General features: G+C 73.6%; 3 protein-coding genes. All 3 read right to left on the bottom strand.

Going from position 1 to position 22,847, the window contains the following annotated elements:
• Window positions 1–4: 4 nt before the first annotated feature.
• The 3 genes from AMK13_RS28845 to AMK13_RS43720 all read right to left on the bottom strand — a co-directional run bounded on the left by AMK13_RS28845 (window position 5) and on the right by AMK13_RS43720 (window position 22,842).
• A complete protein-coding gene (locus tag AMK13_RS28845; protein WP_074004727.1) occupies window positions 5–370 on the bottom strand; it encodes a nuclear transport factor 2 family protein in 366 nt (121 codons plus the stop codon).
• Window positions 367–576 (bottom strand): MbtH family protein, encoded by a 210-nt coding sequence (locus AMK13_RS28840; RefSeq protein WP_074004726.1) that lies wholly within the window; start codon window positions 574–576, stop codon window positions 367–369. The genes AMK13_RS28845 and AMK13_RS28840 overlap by 4 nt, the downstream gene beginning before the upstream one ends.
• A gap of 171 nt (window positions 577–747) precedes the next feature.
• Window positions 748–22,842, bottom strand: a complete 22,095-nt coding sequence (locus tag AMK13_RS43720) for a hybrid non-ribosomal peptide synthetase/type I polyketide synthase (protein ID WP_074004725.1) — start codon at window positions 22,840–22,842, stop codon at window positions 748–750.
• Window positions 22,843–22,847: the final 5 nt, after the last annotated feature.

Here is a 22,847-nt window from a genome sequence, read left to right as displayed (position 1 = left end):
GTGTTCACACCAAGGGGGCGAAGAAGTACGTGACGCGGTGGGCGAAGAGGCCGGTGCCGTCCGTCCGGAAGAAGTCGGCGAACCGCAGGCTCACCGCGTCACCCCCCTTGAGCGTTCCGGTGAAACTGCCGCGCACCGCGGCCTCCCGCCCGGACAGCAGCAGCTGGTCGACCGTGTGCCGGCCGTCGGCGATGACCCGCTCCCCCTGGTAGAAGGCGGTCAGTTCGCCCCGGCCGACCAGGGGCTGGTAGCCCGGCCGTTCGTAGGTCGCGTCGGCGGTGAAGAGTGCCACCAGTTCGTCGAAGCGGTTGGCGTCGACCAGCGCGTAGTAGCGGCGGACCGCGTCCTGGATCGGGGAGGCTCCGGTCATGACTGCATGCTCCCCGCCAGGCCGCGCGGCCGCATGTCGGTCCACTGCCGGTCGATGTACTCCAGGCAGGTGTCGCGGGTGTCCTCGGCGTGGGCGACCGCCCAGCCGCCGGGCACCGCGAGGGAGGCCGGCCACAGGGAGTGCTGCCCCTCGTCGTTGACGAGCACGAGGTAGCCGGCGTCCGGGTCCTCGAACGGGTTCGTCATGGGATGTCCTCATCTCTGCGTCTACGGAAATCTCTGCGTCTACGGATCTACGGACTTCTGGAGCTGGTCTCCGGTCTCTCCCCGCGGGCCCGGGGAACCGTGGCCGCGGTTGCCCGGGCCCACGGTTCCCCGGCACGCGGTTCCCCGGCCGACGGTTCCCCGGCACGCCGCTCAGGAGAGCCGGCGCATCCTCTCGGCGAGGATCGGCCCGATCACCCGCAGCGCCTCCGGGCCGGCCATCGCGGCGTGGCCGCAGTCGACCGTGCGGTGGTCGAGCGGGCCGTCGATGTACGGGGCCCACATCTCCGGGGTGACCAGGTCGGACGGGTCCTTCCGGGTGGCCGCGAACACGACGGCCTCCGTCGCCACCGGCGTGTGCCGGTGGGCGGGGGTGATCCGGAGGTCGTTGGCCATGACCCGCAGGACGTCGGCGATCCGGTCCTCGGTGAAGTCGGCCACGGCCGCGTGGTGTTCACGGGCCAGCTCCGTGAACCGCGCGTGCGTGAGCGGTTCCCCGTCGCCGACGGGCACTCCGAACGCTGTCAGCAGCGTCCGGTACACCATGGACGTGTCGAGGGTCGCCTCCTCGGCGAGTTCCTCGGCGGTCCTGGGCCGCGCGGGCTGCGCGTCGAGGAGGACCAGGAACGGGACGTCGAACCCGCGCTCCCGCAGCCGGGCCGCCATGGCGTGGGCGACCACCCCGCCGAACGACCAGCCCAGCAACGGGAAGGGGCCCTCGGGACGCAGCCGGAGGAGCTCGGCGATGTAGTCGTCGGCGATCTCCTCGACGCTGCCCGGCAGGTCGTCCGGCTCGGACAGTCCACGGGCCTGGATGCCGTAGACGGGCACCTCCGCGGGCAGGTGGCGCAGCAGTCCGGCGTACGACCAGCTCAGGCCGCCGCCCGGGTGGACGCAGAACAGCGGCACGCCCTCGGCGCGGGGCCGCAGGGGCAGGACGACACCGAAGGCGTCGGCCGAGCCGTCGTGGTCCGCGTCGAGGCGGCGGGCGAGCCCGGCCACGTCGGAGGTCTCGAACAGGGCGCGCAGCGGCAGCTCCACGCCCAGCACGTCCCGGACGCGGTCGATCAGCCGGGTGGCGAGCAGGGAGTGGCCGCCCAGGTCGAAGAACCCGTCGTCCACGCCGACCCGCTCCACCCCGAGGACCTCGGCGAACAGCCCGGCCAGCACCGCCTCCTGGGGGGAGGCGGGCCCGCGGCCGGCGGCGCCCCGGTCCGGGGCCGGCAGGGCTCGGCGGTCGAGCTTGCCGTTCGGGGTCAGCGGCAGGGCGGGCAGGGTGAGCACGGCCGACGGCACCATGTACTCGGGCAGCCGCAGGTGCAGGGCGTCCCGGAGGTCGCGGCGTTCGGCGAGGTGCGGCGCGTCGGCCGGCTCGTCGGGCACCACGTAGGCGACCAGCCGCTGGTCACCCGGCCGGTCCTCCCGTACCACCGCCACGGCGTGCGCCACGCCGGGCTGTTCCCGGAGCAGGACCTCGATCTCGCCCGGTTCGATCCGGAAGCCCCGGATCTTGACCTGCTGGTCGGCCCGGCCGGCGAACTCCAGCAGGCCGTCCCGGTTCCGGCGCACCAGGTCGCCGGTGCGGTACATGCGGGTGCCGGCCGGACCGTACGGGTCCGCCACGAAGCGCTGGGCGCTCAGCCCCGGCTGCCCCAGGTACCCGCGCGCCACGCCGGCGCCGGCGATGTACAGCTCGCCCACCACGCCGGGCGGCACCAGGCCGAGGCGCTCGTCGAGGACGTGCACCCGCGTGTTGGCGATCGGCGTTCCGATGGGCGTGCGCTCCGGTGCCGCCCCGGGGGCGATGCCGGCCGCCGTGGACCAGATGGTGGTCTCGGTCGGTCCGTACAGGTTGACGACCTCGGCGGCGCGGGCGGCGAGGGTCCGCGCGAGGTCGGGCGGGAGCGCCTCGCCGCCCACCAGGACCCGGAGCCCGTCGAGGCACCCGGGCTGCTCGTCGGCGAGGGCCCGCCACAGCGTGGGGGTCGCCTGCATGACGGTGGCTCCGGTGGCCCGGAGCAGACCGGCGAGCGCGGCGGGCGTGCGGGCCGTGTCACGGTCGGCGAGCACCAGCGTGGCGCCGCTGGTCAGCGGCAGGCAGAGCTCCAGCACGGAGATGTCGAACCCGACGGTCGTCACACCCAGCCAGCGGTCCCCGGTGGTCAGCGGGAAGCGCGCGGCCATGTCGGCGAGGAAGTTCGACAGCGCCCCGTGCTCCACGACCACGCCCTTGGGCGCGCCCGTGGATCCGGAGGTGTAGAGGACGTACGCCGGGTCCGCGGCACCGGCGACCGGCGCCGGGTCGGTGTCCGGGCACAGTGCCAGGGCGGCCGCGGTATCGGGGGCGTCGGTGACGACCGTCGCCGAGGAGGGGCGCTCCGCGAGGGCGCCTGCTCCGGCGCCCGTGGCGACGGCGTCGCTGGTGAGCAGGAGGGCGGGAGCGGCCTCGGTGAGGATGTGCGCCACCCGGGCGCTCGGGAACTCCGGGTCGACCGGCAGGTAGGCCGCACCCGTCTTGAGGACGCCGAGGAGCGCGGCCACCAGGTCCGCCGACCGCTCGTACATCAGCGCCACCGTGTCGCCCGGTCGGATGCCCCGGGCGAGCAGCCAGTGGGCGATCCGGTTGGCCCGGGCGTTCAGCTGGGCGTAGCTGAGCCGCGCGGCCCCGGCGACCAGGGCCTCGGCCTCGGGCGTCCGGGCCGCCTGTGCGGCGAACAGCTCCGGCACGGTCGTCGCCGGCACGTCCCGGCCGGTGTCGTTCCAGCCCGACAGCAGCTGGTGCCGCTCCTCGGGGGTGAGGATGTCGACCTGGGCCACCGGCAGTTCCGGCCGCGCGGTCAGCCCCTCCAGCAAGCGCACCCACCGGTCCAGGAACCCCTCGACGGTGGACCGGTCGAAGAGATCCGTCGCGAACTCCGCGACCCCGCGCACCCCGCCACCCGGCTCCTCGACCAGGCTGAGGGTGAGGTCGACCCGGGACACACCCGTGCCCACCGGCTCCTCCGCCACCTCCAGACCCGGCAGCTCGAAGCGGGCCTGCTCGGTGTTCTGCAAGGCCAGCATCACCTGGAACAACGGATGCCGAGCCGCCGACCGCCGGGGGTTCAACTCCTCCACCAGGTACTCGAACGGCACATCCTGGTGCGCGAACGCGCCCAGACCCGCCTCACGCACCCGGCCGACCAGCTCGGCGAACGACGGATCACCCGACACATCCGTCCGCAGCACCAGCGTGTTCACGAAGAACCCGACCAGATCGTCCAGGGACCCGTCGGAGCGACCGGCCACCGGAGAGCCGATGGGGACGTCCTCCCCCGCACCCAGGCGGGACAGCAGCACGGCGAGACCCGCCTGCAACACCATGAACAACGTCGCGTTCGACGACCGCGCGAGCTCGCCCAGTGCGCGGTGCAGGTCCGGGCCCAGCTCGAACGACGCCGTCCCTCCCGCGTACGAGGCCACCGCCGGCCGAGCACGGTCGGCGGGCAGGCTCACCTCCTCCGGAAGTTCCGCCAACTGGCCGCGCCAGTAGGCGATCTGGTCGTCGCGCACCTCGTCCAGGACCTCGCGCTGCCACAGCGTGTAGTCCGCGTACTGCACCGGCAGCGGCTCCCACCCCGGCGCCGAACCCTCCAGCCGGGCCGTGTACGCCTCCGCCAGATCACGCGCCAGCGGCGCCAACGACCAACCGTCGCCCGCGATGTGGTGCAGCACGACGAGCAGGACGTGCTCCGACGGGCCCGAGGCGAACAACCACGCCCGGAGCGGGATCTCCGCCGCCAGGTCGAAGGCGTACCGGGCGGCCTCGGCCATCGCGTCGCGCAGTCCGTCGGCGTCGACCTCCACCGTCACCAGCGGGACCGGCGCCTCGGCCAGCACCCGCTGGCAGGATTCGCCGTCCACTTCGGCGAACACCGTCCGCAGCGACTCGTGCCGGCCCACCACGTCGTCCAGCGCGGCCGCCAACGCACCACGGTCCAACGCGCCCGACAACCGCAGCCCCAAGGGCATGTTGTACGTCGCCGACGGACCCTCCAAGCGGTGCAGGAACCACAGCCGCTGCTGAGCGAACGACAACGGCAACCGCTCCGGCCGCACCCCCGCCACCAACTCCGGGCGCACCACACCACCGGAAGACAACCGCTCCGCCAGCCCGGCCACCGTCGACGACTCGAACACCGCACGCAACGGCAGCTCCACACCCAGCACCGACCGCACACGGCTCACCAGCCGGGCCGCCATCAACGAGTGACCGCCCAGACCGAAGAACCCGTCGTCGATCCCGACCCGGTCGACCCCCAGCACCTCCGCGAACAGACCGCAGAGGATCTCCTCCTGCGGCGAGCGCGTCGTCCGCACCGCCCGCGGCACGTGGTCGGGGCCGGGCAGGGCGGCCCGGTCGAGCGCACCGTCCGCCGTCAGCGGGAGGGCGGGGACGGGCATGACCACCGCGGGCAGCCGGTGTTCCGGCAGCCGGTGCTTCAGGTCCTCGTGCAGGCGCGACACGGAGAACTGGTTCATGACGAGCGGCACCACATAGGCCACCGACCGCGTCGCCTCGCCGTCCACCACCACGGCGGCCTCGGCGACGCCGGGCAGTGTCCGCAGGACGGCTTCGATCTCCAGGGCGGCGGCCAACGGGTCGGCGGGGCCGACGAGTTCCAGGTGCCCGTCGTCGGTCCGGCGGCGGGCCAGGTCGCCCGTGCGGTACATCCGCGCGTCCGGCGCACCGAACGGGTCCGGCACCCAGCGCTCCGGGTCACTGCCGGCCAGGTCGCTCTCCGCGCCCCTGGCGTACAGCTCGCCCACGACACCCCGTGGCACGAGTCGGAGGTTCCGGTCCAGGACGTAGTCCAGCCGCGACAGTTCGCGGTATTCGTCGGAGGTGAGGATGTCGGCCTGGCCGACCGGCAGCTCCGGCCGCGCGGTCAACGCCTCCAGCAAGCGCACCCAGCGGTCGAGGAGCACCTCGACGGTGGACCGGTCGAAGAGATCCGTCGCGAACTCCGCGACACCCCGCATCCCACCGCCGGGCTCCTCGGCGAGGCTGAGCGTGAGGTCGACCCGGGACACGCCCGTGCCCACCGGCTCCTCCGCCACCTCCAGACCCGGCAGTTCGAACCGGGCCTGCTCGGTGTTCTGCAACGCCAGCATCACCTGGAACAGCGGATGCCGCGCCGCCGACCGCCGGGGGTTCAACTCCTCCACCAGGTACTCGAACGGCACGTCCTGATGCGCCAACGCGCCCAGACCCGCCTCACGCACCCGGCCCACCAGCTCGGCGAACGACGGATCACCCGACACGTCCGTCCGCAGCACCAGCGTGTTCACGAAGAACCCGACCAGATCGTCCAGCGCCTCGTCCGAACGCCCCGCCACCGGCGAACCGATGGGAACGTCCTCCCCCGCACCCAGACGGGACAACAGCACGGCCAAGGCCGCCTGGAGCACCATGAACACCGTGGCGTCATGGGCACGCGCCACCTCGCCGACGGCACAGTACAGGTCCGGATCGAGGACGAAGGACGTCATGTCGCCGGCGTACGAGGCCACGGCCGGCCGGGCCCGGTCGGCGGGCGGGCTCACCTCCTCGGGAAGATCCGCCAACTGACCACTCCAGTAGGCGATCTGGCCGTCGAGAACGTCGTCCAGGACCTCGCGCTGCCACAGCGTGTAGTCCGCGTACTGCACCGGCAGCGGCTCCCACCCCGGCGCCGCACCCTCCAGCCGGGCCGCATAGGCCTCGGCCAGATCACGGGCCAACGGCGCCATGGACCACCCGTCACCCGCGATGTGGTGCAGCACCACGAGCAGGACGTGCTCCGACGGACCGGTACCGAACAGCCAGGAACGGATGGGCAGTTCAGTCGAAAGGTCGAAGGCGTACCGCGCGGCCTCGTCCAACTCCCGGCGCAAAACTGCCGGTTCGACCTCGGACACCGAGAACGGCACCCGCACCCCGGTCAGCACCCGCTGGCACGGCTCGCCGTCCACCTCCGCGAACACCGTCCGCAGCGACTCGTGCCGGCCCACCACGTCATCCAACGCGGCCGCCAACGCACCCCGGTCCAACGCGCCCGACAACCGCATCGCCAACGGCATGTTGTACGTCGCCGACGGACCCTCCAACCGGTGCAGGAACCACAGCCGCTGCTGCGCAAAGGACAGCGGCAACCGCTCCGGCCGCTCCCCCGCCACCAGCTCCGGCCGCACCACCGCACCCGAAGCCAGCCGCTCGACCAGCCCGGCCACCGTCGGCGACTCGAACACCGCACGCAACGGCAGCTCCGCACCCAGCACCGACCGCACCCGGCTCACCAGCCGCGTCGCCAGCAGCGAATGCCCGCCCAGGTCGAAGAAGTCGTCGTCGATCCCGGCCCGGTCGACTCCCAGCACCTCCGCGAACACCTCGCACAACGCCGCCTCACGCGCCGAACGGGGCCCCCGGCCACCCTCCGACACCGACCCGCCGAAGTCGGGCACCGGCAACGCGGCCCGGTCCACCTTCCCGCTCGGGGTGAGGGGAAGCCGGTCCAGGGGGACGACGGCTGCCGGGATCATGTGGTCCGGCAGGGTGGCCCGCAGGTGCTCCCGGAGCTGCCGGGTGTCGATCCCGGCGCCCTCCTCCGGCACCGCGTAGGCCACCAGGGCGTTCTCCCGGGCGACGACCAGGGCCTGGCGAACCGCCGGATGGCTGGTGAGAGCCGCCTCGATCTCGGCCGGCTCGATCCGGAAGCCCCGGATCTTGACCTGCTGGTCGGCCCGGCCGAGGAACTGGAGGACGCCGTCGGCCGTCCAGCGGGCGAGGTCTCCCGTGCGGTACATGCGGTCGCCGGGTGCGCCGAAGGGGTTGGCCACGAACCGCTCGGCCGTCACCCCCGGCCGCCGCAGGTAGCCGTCGGCCAACTGGACTCCGGCGATGTACAACTCGCCGGGGGCGCCGGGAGCCACCGGTCGCAGCGCCGCGTCGAGCACGTACAGGCGGGTGTTCCAGACCGGCCGGCCGATGGGTACGACCCCCGGGTCGGCGACGCTGTGCCAGGAGCTGACGTCCACCGCGGCCTCGGTCGGGCCGTAGAGGTTGTGCAGTTCCGCGTGGGGCAGCGTGTCGTGGAACCGCGCGGCCAGGTCCGCCGGGAGCGCCTCCCCGCTGCACATCACCCGGGTCAGGCCGGTGCAGCGGGCGGTGGACTCGTCGGCGAGGAACGCTTCCAGCATGGACGGCACGAAGTGGACGGTGGTGACGGCCTCCGTCTGGATCAGCCGGCTCAGGTACGCCGGGTCCCGGTGGCCTCCGGGTTCCGCGACCACGAGCGTGGCGCCGGTGACGAGCGGCCAGAAGAACTCCCAGACGGAGACGTCGAAGCTCGACGGGGTCTTCTGGAGCACCCGGTCGTCGGGGCCGAGCCCGTACTCGTCCTGCATCCACAGGAGCCGGTTGACGATGGCCCGCTGCGGGACGACAACGCCCTTGGGGCGCCCGGTGGAGCCCGAGGTGTAGATCACGTAGGCGGGAAGGCCGGGGTGCTGTTCGACGGCCGGGTCGGTGGCGTCACCGCCGTCCCCGTCGAGCAGCCCGCTGATCAGGTCGAGGTCGTCGACCACGTACGCGGGCTCCGCGTCACGGCACATGAACGCGGTGCGCTCCGCCGGGTAGTCCAGGTCCAGCGGCAGGTACGCGGCACCGGCCTTGTGCGTGGCCAGGAGCACGGCGACCAGTTCGACCGACCTGGGCAGCGCCACGGCCACCGTGTCGCCCGGTCGGACGCCCTGGGCGAGGAGCCAGTGGGCGATCCGGTTGGCCCGGGCGTTCAGCTGGGCGTAGCTCAGCCGCGCGGCCCCGGCGACCAAGGCCTCGGCCTCGGGCGTCCGGGCCGCCTGCGCGGCGAACAGCTCCGGCACGGTCGTCGCCGGCACGTCCCGGCCGGTGTCATTCCAGCCCGACAGCAGCTGGTGCCGCTCCTCGGGCGTGAGGATGTCGACCTGGCCGACCGGCAGTTCCGGCCGCGCGGCCAGCCCCTCCAGCAGCCGCACCCACCGGCCCAGGAACCCCTCGACGGTGGACCGGTCGAAGAGATCCGTCGCGAACTCGGCGATTCCCCGCATCCCGCCGCCGGGCTCCTCGGCGAGGCTGAGCGTGAGGTCCATCCGGGACACGCCCGTGCCCACCGGCTCCTCCGCCACCTCCAGACCCGGCAGCTCGAAGCGGGCCTGCTCGGTGTTCTGCAAGGCCAGCATCACCTGGAACAGCGGATGCCGAGCCGCCGACCGCCGGGGATTCAACTCCTCCACGAGATACTCGAACGGCACGTCCTGGTGCGCCAGGGCGCCCAGACCCGCCTCACGCACCCGACCCACCAGCTCGGCGAACGACGGATCACCCGACACATCCGTCCGCAGCACCAACGTGTTCACGAAGAACCCGACCAGATCGTCCAGCGCCTCGTCCGAACGCCCCGCCACCGGCGAACCGATGGGGACGTCCTCCCCCGCACCCAGACGGGACAGCAACACCGCCAAGGCCGCCTGGAGCACCATGAACAATGTCGCGTTCGACGACCGCGCGAGCTCGCCCAGTGCGCGGTGCAGGTCCGGGTCGAGGGCGAAGGTGGTCACGTCACCCGTGTACGAGGCGACTGCCGGCCGCACGCGGTCGGCGGCCAGGCTCACCTCCTGCGGGAGCTCCGCCAACTGGCCGCGCCAGTAAGTGATCTGGTCGTCGCGCACCTCGTCCAGGACCTCGCGCTGCCACAGCGTGTAGTCCGCGTACTGCACCGGCAGCGGCTCCCACCCGGGCGCCACACCCTCCAGCCGGGCCGCGTAGGCCTCCGCCAGGTCACGGGCCAGCGGCGCCATGGACCAGCCGTCACCCGCGATGTGGTGCAGCACGATGAGCAGGACGTGCTCCGACGGTCCGGTACTGAACAGCCATGCCCGAATGGGCAGTTCAACCGAAAGGTCGAAGGCGTACCGCGCCGCACCCGCCAACGCCCCACCCAGACCGCCGGGTTCGACCTCGGACACCTCGAACGGCACCCGCACCCCGGTCAGCACCCGCTGGCACGGCTCGCCGTCCACCTCCTCGAACACCGTCCGCAGCGACTCGTGCCGGCCCACCACGTCATCCAACGCGGCCGCCAACGCACCCCGGTCCAGCACACCCGACAACCGCAGCCCCAAGGGCATGTTGTACGTCGCCGACGGCCCCTCCAACCGGTGCAGGAACCACAACCGCTGCTGCGCGAACGACAACGGCAAACGCTCCGGCCGCACCCCCGCCACCAGCTCCGGCCGCGCCACCGCACCCGAAGCCAGCCGCTCGACCAGCCCGGCCACCGTCGGCGACTCGAACACCGCACGCAGCGGCAGCTCCGCAGCCAGCCGTTCACGGACGCGGCTCATCAACCGCATCACCAGCAGCGAATGGCCGCCCAGGTCGAAGAAGTCGTCGTCGATCCCGACCCGTTCGACTCCCAGCACCTCCGCGAACACCTCGCACAGCGCCGCCTCACGCGCCGAACGGGGCCCCCGGCCGCCCTCCGACACCAGGGCGCCGAAGTCGGGCGCCGGCAACGCGGCCCGGTCCACCTTCCCGTTCGGCGTCAGGGGTATCGCGGGGACGGCCGTGATCAGGGCGGGGACCATGTACTCCGGGAGTCGCCCGCGCAGTTCCCCGGCGATCGCGGACGGGTCGAACCCGGTGCCGGGCTCGGTCACCACGTAGGCGACCAGACGGACATCGCCCTCCCGGACGGTGTGGACGACGACAGTGGCGTGCGCTACTCCGGCGCAGCGCCGCAGCCCCGACTCGACCTCGCCCGGCTCGATCCGGAAGCCCCGGATCTTGACCTGGTGGTCGGCCCGGCCGGCGAACTCCAGCAGGCCGTCCCGGTTCCAGCGGGCGAGGTCGCCCGTGCGGTACATGCGGGTGCCCGCCGGGCCGTACGGGTCCGCCACGAAGCGCTGGGCGCTCAGCCCCGGCTGCCCCAGGTACCCGCGCGCCATGCCGGCGCCGGCGACGTACAGCTCGCCCACCACGCCGGGCGGCACCAGGCCGAGGCGCTCGTCGAGGACGTACACCTGCTTGCCGGTGACCGGCCGGCCGATCGGCAGGGACGGCTCGGGGTCGTGGCCGGGCGCCATCGCGTGCAGGGTGGCGAAGGTGGTGGTCTCACCCGGTCCGTAGCCGTTGACCACGGTGAGGTCCGGGCAGGCCGCCATGACGCGCCGCACCGGGCCCTGCGGGACGACCTCGCCGCCGGTGAAGACCTGGCGCATGGACGCGAAGCAGTCGGGGTGGTCCTCGGCCATCGCCTTGAACAGTCCCGCGGTGATCCACATGGAGGTGATGCCGTGGTCGCGGACGATGTCGCGCAGATGCGGTCCGTCGAGCGGCACGTCGGGGGCGATGACGACCCGGCCGCCGAGCAGGAGGGGCATCCACAGCTCGAACGGCAGGGCGTCCCAGGCGGTCGGCGAGTGGAGGAGCACCCGTGCGGGGTACCCGCCGACCACGGGGTCGTCGGCCAGGGACGTGATGTCGGCGTGGGTGAGCCCGATGCCCTTCGGGGTGCCGGTGGATCCGGACGTGTAGATGACGCAGGCCAGCTGGTCGGGGTCGGGGGCCGCGCCGCGGTCGCCGGCGGGCGGGGTGGACGGGGCGGACGGGGACGTGGACGTGGACGGGACGTGTGCGGCGTCGTCCTGGACGAGCAGCACCTGGTCCCCGGGCACGAAGGCCGGGACGCGGGTCGGCGAGTCGGTCAGCAGCAGGTTGACGTCGTTGTCCGCCCACATCCTGCGGACCTGGCTCTCCGGGTACCGCGCGTCGAGCGACAGGTACATGCCGCCGGCCTTGACCACGGCCAGCACCGCGACCACGAAGCCGATCGACCGCGGCATGGCGATGGCCACCAGGCGTTCCGCGCCGACCCCACGGCCGATCAGCTCGTGGGCGAGGCGGTCGGCCCGCTCGTCGAGCTGGGCGTACGTGAGCCGGGTGCCGTCGGCGACGACCGCGACGGCGTCGGGGACCCGCTCGACCTGCGCCCGGAACGCCGTGACCAGGCTGCGCACGGGCAGGTCCGTGTCGTTCCGGCCCGACAGGAGCTGCCGGCGCTCCTCGGGGGTGAGGATGTCGACCTGGGCCACCGGCAGTTCCGGCCGCGCGGTCAGCCCCTCCAGCAGCCGCACCCACCGGTCGAGGAGCACCTCGACGGTGGACCGGTCGAAGAGGTCCGTCGCGAACTCCGCGACCCCGCGCATCCCGCCGTCAGGGTCCTCGGCGAGGCTGAGGGTGAGGTCGACCCGGGACACGCCCGTGCCCACCGGCTCCGCCGCCACCTCCAGACCCGGCAGTTCGAAGCGGGCCTGCTCGGTGTTCTGCAAGGCCAGCATCACCTGGAACAGCGGATGCCGCGCCGCCGACCGCCGGGGGTTCAACTCCTCCACCAGGTACTCGAACGGCACGTCCTGATGCGCCAAGGCACCCAGACCGGCCTCACGCACCCGGCCCACCAGCTCGGCGAACGACGGATCACCCGACACATCCGTCCGCAGCACCAGCGTGTTCACGAAGAACCCGACCAGATCGTCCAGCGCCTCGTCCGAACGCCCCGCCACCGGCGAACCGATGGGAACGTCCTCCCCCGCCCCCAGACGGGACAACAGCACGGCCAAGGCCGCCTGCAACACCATGAACACCGTGGCGTCATGGGCCCGCGCCACCTCGCCGACGGCACGGTGCAGAGCCGGGCTCAGCCCGAACGACGCCGTCTCTCCCGCGTACGAGGCCACGGCCGGCCGAGCCCGGTCGGCGGGCGGACTCACCTCCTCCGGCAGGCCGGCCAACTGACCGCGCCAATACGTGAGTTCATCCTCCCGTACACCGTCCAGCAGCTCGCGCTGCCACAGCGTGTAGTCCGCGTACTGCACCGGCAGCGGCTCCCACCCCGGCGCCGCACCCTCCAGCCGGGCCGCATAGGCCTCCGCCAGATCACGGGCCAACGGCGCCATGGACCACCCGTCACCCGCGATGTGGTGCAGCACCACGAGCAGGACGTGCTCCGACGGACCGGTACCGAACAGCCAGGAACGGATGGGCAGTTCGGCCGCCAGGTCGAAGGCGTACCGCGCCGCGCCCGCCAACGCCGCATCCAGAGCTGCGGGTTCGACCTCGGACACCTCGAACGGCACCCGCACGCCGGTCAGCACCCGCTGGTACGACGCGCCGTCCACCTCCGCGAACACCGTCCGCAGCGACTCGTGCCGGCCCACCACGTCGTCCAACGCGGCCGCCAACGCACCCCGGTCCAGCACACCCGACAACCGCAAGGCCAACGGCATGTTGTACGTCGCCGACGGACCCTCCAGCCGGTGCAGGAACCACAGACGCTGCTGCGCGAACGACAACGGCAACCGCTCCGGCCGCTCCCCCGCCACCAGCTCCGGGCGCACCGCACCGCCGGAGGACAACCGCTCGACCAGCCCGGCCACCGTCGGAGTCTCGAACACCGCACGCAACGGCAGTTCCGCGCCCAGCACCGACCGCACCCGGCTCACCAGCCGCGTCGCCAGCAGCGAGTGACCGCCCAGGTCGAAGAAGTCGTCGTCGATCCCGGCCCGGTCGACTCCCAGCACCTCCGCGAACAGGCCGCAGAGGATCTCCTCCCGCGGCGTACGGGGCCCGCGCGCCGACCGCGACGCGTAGTCGGGAGCCGGGAGGGCCCGCCGGTCGAGCTTGCCGCTGGAGGTGAGCGGCAGCGCGTCGAGGGCGATGACGGCGGACGGCACCATGTACTCGGGCAGCCGTTGCCGCAGGGCGTCCCGCAGCCCGGCCAGGACGCGTCCGGTCGTCCGGGAGCCCAGGGGGTTGTTCACCAGGGCCGACAGGGGCTTGTCCTGGGTGTACGCCGGCCGGTGCACGTCCGTGTAGACGGCGTCCGCGCGCCCGCCGGGAACGAGTACGGCGTCGAGGGCGTCCGGCGCCCCGGGCGCCCAGGTGGTCAGCACCTGGCAGCCGTGCCGCTCGCCCCACTCGTGCAGGGCCTCCGGGTCGACGGCCTCGGGCGCGTTCCCGTCGGCCCGCCCCGTGCTCAGCCGGGCGCGGAGCCGCTGCGGCGACGCCTCGTGCGCGAGTTCCTCCGCCGCCGCGACCTCTCCGGTCAGCCGGCTGTTGACGAGGCCGGTGACCCGGACCGGCCCGGCCCCGGAGGTGAGGGCGTCCAGGCCCGCCAGGTCCTGGAGGCTCGTGAGATCGCGGCCCCAGACGAGTTCCGGCACGTCCGCGAGGGACTCGGCCCGGGCGGTCCCGTCCGCCTTGTGCAGGACGACCTCGTAGCGGTGCCTGGTCAGCTCGTTGTGGTGGGCGCCGCGCTTGAGCCGGATGTCGACGCCGGCCACCGCCTCGGGGTGGCGCCGCGCCCAGACGGTGAAGAAGTCCGGGTCGATGACCAGTTCCTTCTCCATGATCACCGCGTGTTCCACGGCCGCCCTGAGCTGCTCGCCGGTGCCGTCCTCCGCCGCGTGGCCGAGGTGGATCCCGGTCTGGAAGGCGCGCAGCGAGCCGCGGTGGCGGACGTCGCCCACGACGATGCGCCCGCCGGGGGCGAGCCGGCCGAGCGCGCCGTCCAGGACCCGGGCCAGGTAGTCGGCGTCGGGGAAGTACTGGATGATCGAGTTGAGGACGACGGTGTCGAAGTACTCGGCCGGGATGTCGTCCACGACGTCGGCGGGCCGGCACAGCAGCCGTACCCGGTCGGCGAGTCCGGCGGTCTCGCACTGGGCGGTGAGGCGTTCGATCACGGGCGCGGAGAAGTCCGTCGCCCAGTAGGTCTCGGCCCGGGGGGCCAGCGGGCCGAAGAGCAGGCCGGAGCCCACACCGATCTCCAGGACGCGCCGGGGCGGGCGTTCCGTGATGCGCCGCACCGCGGCGTCGCGCCAGTCGCGCATCTCGTCGAGCGGGATCGGCTCACCGGTGTAGGAGCTGTTCCAGCCGGTGAAGTCCTGGCCGAACCCGGGCGTCTCCGTCCCGGCGCCGCCGTAGACGTCGTCGTAGATCTCGCGCCACTCGTCCACCTGGTCGTCCTCGGCGCCCTCGCCCTCGGGCACGATGTACGCGACGAGCCGCGGGTCGCCCTCGCGGTCCTCGCGGACCACCACCACGGCCTGGGCGACACCGGACTGCTCGCGCAGGACGGCCTCGATCTCGCCGGGTTCGATCCGGAAGCCGCGGACCTTGACCTGCTGGTCGGCCCGGCCCAGGTACTCGAGTTGCCCCTCCGCCGTCCAGCGCACGACGTCGCCCGTGCGGTACATGCGGGTGCCGGCCGGGCCGAACGGATCGGCCACGAAGCGCTGGGCGCTGAGCCCGGGCCGGTCGAGGTAGCCGCGGGCCAGGCCCGCGCCCGCCAGGTACAGCTCGCCGGGGACGCCCGGCGGCACCGGCCGCAGGCGTTCGTCCAGGACCCGGACCCGGGTGTTGTCGACGGGTCGTCCGATCGGTACGTCACCGCCGGTGAGCGGCTCGCTGATGGCCGCGACGACCGTGGACTCGGTCGGGCCGTAGGCGTTGACCATGCGGCGTCCCGGCGACCAGGTCCGCACCAGGTCGGCGCCGCACGCCTCGGCTCCCACGATCAGGGTGCGGAACCCGGTGAGCGCCTCGGCGGATCCGGCCGGCAGGGTGCCGAGCACGGACGGCGGGACGAGCGCGTGGGTGATCCGGCGGTCGGCCAGGACGTCGGCCAGTTCGGCGCCGACGAGGCGGTCCCGGCCGCCCAGGACGAGGGCGGCGCCGGCCGCGAAGGCCATGGTCAGTTCGAGGACGGCCGCGTCGAAGCCGGGCGACGACAGCTGGAGCACCCGGGAGTCGGGGGTGACCGCGCACTGTCGCAGCAGGGTGCTCGCCAGGCTCCCGAGGCCCTGGTGGGTGACGACGACGCCCTTGGGCACGCCGGTGGAGCCGGAGGTGTGGATGACGTAGGCCGGGTGGCCGGGGTGCGGCGGTGCGGCGGGCTCCGGGTCGTGGTCGGGGCAGCCGGCCAGGGCGGCGGCCGTCCCCGGGTCGTCGGTGGCCACGGTCTCGGTGCCGTCGTGCAGGGTGCCGATCGTGTCGGCGAGCGCCCGGGTGGTCAGGATCAGCTCCGGGGCGGCGTCGGCCAGGATGTGGCCGACCCGCTCGGCGAGGTACTCGGGGTCGAGGGGGACGTAGGCGGCGCCCGCCTTGAGGACGCCGAGGACGGCCGCGATCTGCTCGGGCGAGCGCTCGTAGAGGACGGCCACGTGCTGCTCGGCGCCGATGCCCCGGGCGCGCAGCCAGTGGGCGATCCGGTTGGCGCGGGCGTCCAGCTCCCGGTAGGTCAGTTCGACGTCCTCGCAGACCAGGGCCGTCGCGTCGGGGGTGCGGGCGGCCTGGGCGGCGAACAGCGCCGGCAGGCTCGAGCCGGTGGTGTCGCGGGTGGGGCCGGCGTTCCACCCGGTGATCCGCGCGTGCTCCCGCGGGGTGAGGATGTCCGCCGCGCCGATGGGGGCCGCGGGGTCGCTGACCAGGGCGCGCATGAACGCGGTCCACCGGTGGATCAGGGCGTCGACGGTGGAGGCGTCGAAGAGCTCCGTGGCGTACTCGACGTACGCGTCGATGCCGGCGGGTTCGCCGTTCGCGCCGTGGCTCTCCGTCAGGCTGAAGAAGAGGTCGAAGCGGGAGGTCCCGGTGCCGACGAGTTCCGGGCGGACGTCGAGTCCGGACATCCGGAACCGGGCCTGCTCGTTGTTCTGCAGGGTCAGGGCCACCTGGAACAGCGGGTGGTGGGCGGTCGAACGGTGCGGGTTGATCTCCTCCACCAGGGACTCGAAGGGGACGTCCTGGTGGGCGTAGGCGGCGAGGCTGGTCTCCCGTACCCGGGTGACGAGTTCGGCGAACGACGGGTCGCCCGAGGTGTCCGTGCGCAGGACCAGCATGTTGACGAAGAAGCCCACCAGCCGGTCGAGCGCCTCGTCGGTCCGGCCGGCGATGCCGCTGCCGAGCGGGATGTCGGTGCCGGCGCCGAGCCGGGTCAGCAGGGCGGCGAGAGCGGCTTGCAGGACCATGAAGACGGTGGCGTCGTGGGCGCGGGCCAGTTCGCTCAGCGCGCGGTGCAGGTCCGGGTCGAGCGCGAAGGGGGTCACGTCTCCGGCGTACGAGGCCACGGCGGGCCGCGCCCGGTCGGCGGGGGCGCTCACCTCCGTCGGGAGGTCGGCCAACTCCTGTCGCCAGTAGTCCACTTGGCGGCCGAAGAGGCTGTCGGGGTCGTCCGCCCCACCCAGGAGGTCCCGCTGCCAGAGGGTGTAGTCCGCGTACTGCACCGGCAGCGGCTCCCACCCCGGCGCCGCACCGTCGAGTCGGGCCGCGTAGGCCTCGGCCAGGTCGCGGGCCAGCGGCACCATGGACCACCCGTCGCCCGCGATGTGGTGCAGCACGACGAGCAGGACGTGTTCGGACGGCCCGGTGCTGAACAGCCAGGACCGGATGGGCACTTCGGTCGCCAGGTCGAAGGCGTACCGGGAAGCCACGGTCAACTCGCCCCGCAGGTCGGCGGTTTCGAGCCGCCGCGTCTCCAACGGCACCTCGAACTCGGCCAGCACCCGCTGGCACGGCTCGCCGTCCGCCTCCTCGAACACCGTCCGCAGCGACTCGTGCCGGCCCACCACGTCGTTCAGCGCGGCCGCCAGCGCCGCCGGGTCCGGCTCCCCCGACATCCACAGCGCGAGCGGCACGTTGTACGTCGCCGACGGGCCCTCCAACCTGTGCTGGAACCAGAGGCGTTGCTGCGCGAAGGAGAGGGGAAGGACGTCCGGTCGGGAGACGGGCGCGAGGCGGGTGCGCCGCTCCCCGGTTCCGTGACCGAGACGGAGTGCCAGGGCGCCCGGGCTCGGGTGCTCGAACAGCTCGCCGGGCTGGATCTCGGCGTCGAGGACACCGCGGACACGGCTGATCAGGCGGGTGGCGAGCAGGGACTGGCCGCCGATGTCGAAGAAGCTGTCGCCGGGTGCCACCCGGGTGAGGCCGAGCAGTTCGGCGAAGAGCCCGCAGAGGACCGCCTCCCGGGCGTGCGGCTCGTCGGCGCCGAGGATCTCGACGGGGGCGAGGTGGGCCGGCAGGCGGTCGCGGAGCTCCTGGAGCACCTTCGGGGACGGGCCGGGCAGGACGTAGGCCACGAGCCTGGTCTCGGCCCGGGCCGTCGTCCGCTTCTGTTCCTGCTCCTGCTCCTGCTCCTGCTCCTGCTCCTGCTCCTGCTCCTGCTCCGCGGGATCTTCGGCCCGCACCAGGACGGGAATCGCGTGGGAGACCTCGGGGTGTTCGAGCAGCTGGTCGCGCAGTCGGTCGAGCAGACGGCGGCCCCGCTCGTCCTCCCGGCCGCCGGACAGCAGGCCGGCCAGGGAGAACGACTCGGCACCGGTGGCCGCGATCCGGCGCGGGCGGCGTACCAGTCGGCGCAGGACGGAGGGCACCGGCCCGGCGGAGCGCTCGCGCAGGCCGACGGAGTCCAGGCGGACGGGAGCCATCACGGGCCGGTCCGTGCGGATCGCGAGGTCGAGGAGGGCGAGCGCCCGCGGCGTGGGCAGCGGCAGGACGCCGGAGCGCCGGATGCGGCCGAGGTCGCCCTCGTCGAGGCCGGCGGTCATGCCGGACTCCTGCTCCCACAAGCCCCACGCCAGCGAGAGACCCGGCAGCCCCCGGGCCGACCGCTCCTGCGCCAACGCGTCCAGGAAGGTGTTCGCCGCCGCGTAGTTCGCCTGACCGGCACCGCCGATCAGGCCCGAGACCGAGGAGTACACGACGAACGCGGCCAGCCCGGGGCACCGCTCCCGCGTCACCTCGTGCAACGCCCACGCGCCGTCCACCTTCGACCGCAGCACCTCCCCCAGCGCCTCCGCACCCAGCGACACCAGCACCCCGTCGCGCAGCACACCCGCCAGGTGGAACACGCCCGCCAGCGGACGCCGGGCCACCACCTCGTCGACCAGCACCCCCAGCGCCACCCGGTCGGCCGCGTCACACGCCCGCACCACCACAGTGCGCGCGCCCAACTCCAACAGCTCGTCCCGCAACCCCACCGCCCCGGGCGCCTCCACACCCCGACGGCCCACCAGCACCAGGTGCCGCACCCCGCACGCCACCACCAGATGACGCGCCAGCAACGCCCCCAACACCCCCGTACCACCCACCACCAGCACCGCACCCTCCGGATCCAACGACACCGGGGCGCGGAACTCGGCCGGTGCCGTCCGGGTGAGTCGGGGGGCGAGCAGAGTGCCGCCGCGCAGGGCGAGTTGCGGCTCGCCGGTCGCGAGGGCCGCGGCCAGGGTGTCGCGGTCCGGGTCGGTGTCGACGTCCAGGAGGACGAAGCGGTTCGGGTGTTCGGTCTGGGCGGAGCGCAGCAGACCCCACAGGACCGAGGCGGACAGCGCGCTCACGCCCTCGTCGGGGGCGGTCGCGACGGCCCCGCGGGTGAGGACGACGAGGCGCGAGCGGGCCAACCGCCCCTCGGCCAGCCAGTCCTGCAGCACCTCCAGTGCGCGCTGGGCGACGGCCCGGGCCGCGCCGGGCACGTCCCGCCCGTCGCCCTCCACGTCCAGGCAGGGGAGGATCACCGTGCCGGGCACCTCGGCGGCCCGGGCCAGGGCGGCCGGGTCGGGGTACGCCACGGCACCGGGGAGAGCGAGCCCGTCGGCGGAGCCGAGCACGCCCCAGGAGTCCTCGGCGGAGGGCCGGACGGCGTGGCCGCCGAGTGCGGTCCAGTCCAGGTGGAACAGGTCGTCGTGAACCTCGGCCTCGACCTCGGCCATGGTTTGCTGACTCATCGTCACTTCACCGATGCTCAGCACTGGTTCGCCCATCGCGTCCACCGCCGACACCCGCGCGGTGTCGGCTCCCGTGGGCGTCAGCGACACGTGCAGCGCGGTGGCACCGGTGGCGTACAGCTCGACGCCGGACCAGGTGCGGGGCGCACCGGTTCCGGCGAACGGTCGCAGTGCGGCGGCCAGCAGCACCGGGTGCACGCCGTACCCCACGGGGTCGGTGTGGGCCGGGAGTTCCACATCCGCCCGGAGGACCTCGTGGTCCGGGCCCGTGGCGGCCGGCGCCGGCCCGGCGTCGACCGGGGTCTCGGTCAGTTCCCCGGTGGCGTGCCGGATCCAGGTTCCGGAAGCCCGCGAGAAGACGGAGAGGGAGCAGCGGCCGCGGCCCAGCGTCTCGACCACGACCTGCACGTCGGTCGCGGTCCGTCCGAGGCTCAGGGGCGTCTCGACGGTCAGCCGCTCCAGCCGGTCGCACCCGGCCCGGTCGGCCGCGGCCAGCGCCAGTTCGAGCAGTACGGCGTGCGGAACGTCCGCAGCCCAGGGGTGGGTCGTGGGCGAGAGCCGGCCCGTGAGCACCCAGCCCTTCCCGTCGGGCCGCTCGACCGCCGCGCCCAGCAGCGGGTGCCCCACCGTCTCGAGACCCGCCGAGGCCACGTCCGCGACGGCGGTGTCCTCCTTCAGCCAGTAGGACCGGCGCTGGAAGGCGTAGGTCGGCAGCTCCACCGGCCGCGCCCCGGCGAAGAGCTGGGACCAGTCGACGGGCAGTCCGCCGGTGTGGAGGCGGGCCGCGTTCGTGAGGATCTGCCGGACGGCCCCGTGATCACGGCGCAGGGAGCCCACGACGACCCGCTCGCCGCCGAGGGTCTCCTCGATGCCGGCGGTCAGGACGGGGTGCGGGCTGGATTCCACGACGAACCCGTGGCCGCCGTCGGCCGCGGCCTGGACGGCCTCCTGGAACCGGATCGGCCGCCGGAGGTTGTCGTACCAGTAGTCGGCGTCCAGCCGCGCGGTGTCGAGGGCGGTAGCGGTGACGCTGGAGTAGAAGGCGGTGTCGCAGGTCGTGGGGGTGATGCCGGCCAGCTCCGCCAGGAGCTGCTCACGCAGCGGCTCGACGCTCGCGGAGTGGGAGGCGTAGTCGACGTCGATGCGGCGGCTCACGATCCCGCCCGCCTCGCAGCGGGCCGTGAGCCGGTCGAGGGCCTCGGGGCCGCCCGAGACCACGGTCGAGGAGGGGCCGTTGACCGCGGCGATCTCGGCATGGCCGTCGATGGTGGCCAGCAGTGCGCGCACGTCCTCGACCGGGGCGGCGACGGAGACCATGCCGCCGGTGCCCGCCAGGCGCAGCAGGGCCCGGCTGCGGATGGCGACGATCTTGGCCGAGTCGTCCAGGGACAGCGCTCCCGCGACATGGGCGGCGGCGATCTCGCCCTGGGAGTGGCCCACCACCGCGTCGGGACGCACGCCCAGGGAACGCCAGACCGCGGCCAGTCCGATCATCACGGCCCAGAGGGCCGGCTGGACGACGTCGACCCGGTGCAGCGGGGGTGCGCCGTCACGGCCGTTCAGCACGTCGAGCAGGGACCAGTCGACGTACGGGGTCAGGGCCTGGTCGCAGGCGCGGAGCTGTTCCTCGAACGCCGGTGACCCGGCGAGCAGTTCCCGTGCCATGCCGGCCCACTGGGAGCCCTGGCCGGGGAAGACGAAGACGGTGCCGCGCCGGCCGTCGGGGGGCGTGGTGGAGGGCGTGACGGTGACGTTGTCCGCCCTACCGCCCTCGGCCAGGACGCTCAGCCCCGCGAGCAGTTCCTCCCGGTCGGCGCCCGTCACGACGGCACGCTGCTCGAACAGCGAGCGCTGCGCGACCAGCGACCAGCCGGCATCGCCTGCCCCGACCTCCGGGTGCTCCGTCAGGTGCTCCGCCAGCCGGCCCGCCTGCGCCCGCAACGCCTCCACCGACCGGCCGGACACCACCCACGGCACCACATCATCAACAGGGCCATCGGGAGAGGTAGTTGCCTCTTCTGAGACCCCTTCCACGATCACATGCGCGTTCGTCCCACTGATCCCGAAGGACGACACACCCGCCCGTCGCGGCCTGTCCAGCTCAGGCCACTCCCGCGCCTCGCTCAGCAGCTCCACCCCGCCCGAGGACCAGTCCACATGCGATGACGGCACCTCCGCGTGCAACGTCCGCGGCAGCACCCCGTGCCGCATCGCCAGCACCATCTTCATCACACCCGCCACACCCGCCGCGGCCTGCGTGTGACCGATGTTCGACTTCACCGAGCCCAGCCACAACGGCACTTCACGCCCCGCCCCGTAGGCGGACAGCAAGGCCTGCGCCTCGATCGGATCGCCCAGCCGCGTCCCCGTCCCGTGCGCCTCCACCGCGTCGACGTCGCCCGCCGACAGCCCGGCGTCCTCCAAGGCCCCGCGCACCACCCGCACCTGCGCCCGACCGCTCGGCGCCGTCAACCCGTTCGAGGCACCGTCCTGGTTCACCGCCGAACCCCGCAGCACCCCCAACACCCGGCGCCCAGCCCGCCGCGCATCGGACAACCGCTCCAGCACCAGCACGCCGCAACCCTCGCCGAACCCCGTGCCGTCGGCCTCCTCACCGAAGGCCCGGCACCGGCCGTCCGGGGACAGACCGCCCTGTTTGCCGAGTTCGACGAGCGTGGACGGGCCCGCCATGACGGTGACACCGCCGGCCAGCGCCATCGAGCACTCGCCCCGCCGCAGCGACTGCACCGCCAGGTGCAGCGCCACCAGCGACGACGAGCACGCCGTGTCCACCGACACGGCCGGGCCCTCCAGCCCCAGCACATAGGCCACCCGGCCGGACGCGACACTGGCCGTGTTCCCCGTACCGGCGTAGCCCTCGGCCTCGGCGGGGACGGAGGACAGCCGGGAGACGTACTCCCCGGAGATCAGCCCGGTGAAGACACCGGTCGCACTGCCCTTCAGGGTGTCGGGACGGATCCCCGCCCGCTCCAGCGCCTCCCAGGACACCTCCAGCAGCAGCCGCTGCTGCGGGTCCATCGCCTCGGCCTCGAGCGGCGAGACGCCGAAGAACCCCGCGTCGAACAGGTCCGCGTCGTGCAGGAATCCGCCGCTCCGGGTGGGGATCGAGCCGGGTCCCCGCGCGTCCTGGTCCCGGGCCGGGGCGCCGGAGCCGTCCAGGTTCCATCCCCGTCCCTCGGGGAAGCCGGAGATCGCGTCGCGCCCCTCCGACAGCAGCTGCCACAGGTCCTCCGGCGAGCTCACCCCGCCCGGGTACCGGCACCCCATCCCCACGATCGCGATGGGTTCGTGGGCCTTCTCCTCCAGTTCCCTGGCCTGCTGTCGTGCCTCGCGCAGGTCCGCCGTGGCGCGCTTGAGGTAGTCGCGGAGCTTGGCTTCGTTGGACATGGGGC

Source organism: Streptomyces sp. CB02056 (genome assembly GCF_001905545.1).
Lineage (GTDB): Bacteria > Actinomycetota > Actinomycetes > Streptomycetales > Streptomycetaceae > Kitasatospora.
This window is presented reverse-complemented; position numbering and strand designations above follow the sequence as displayed.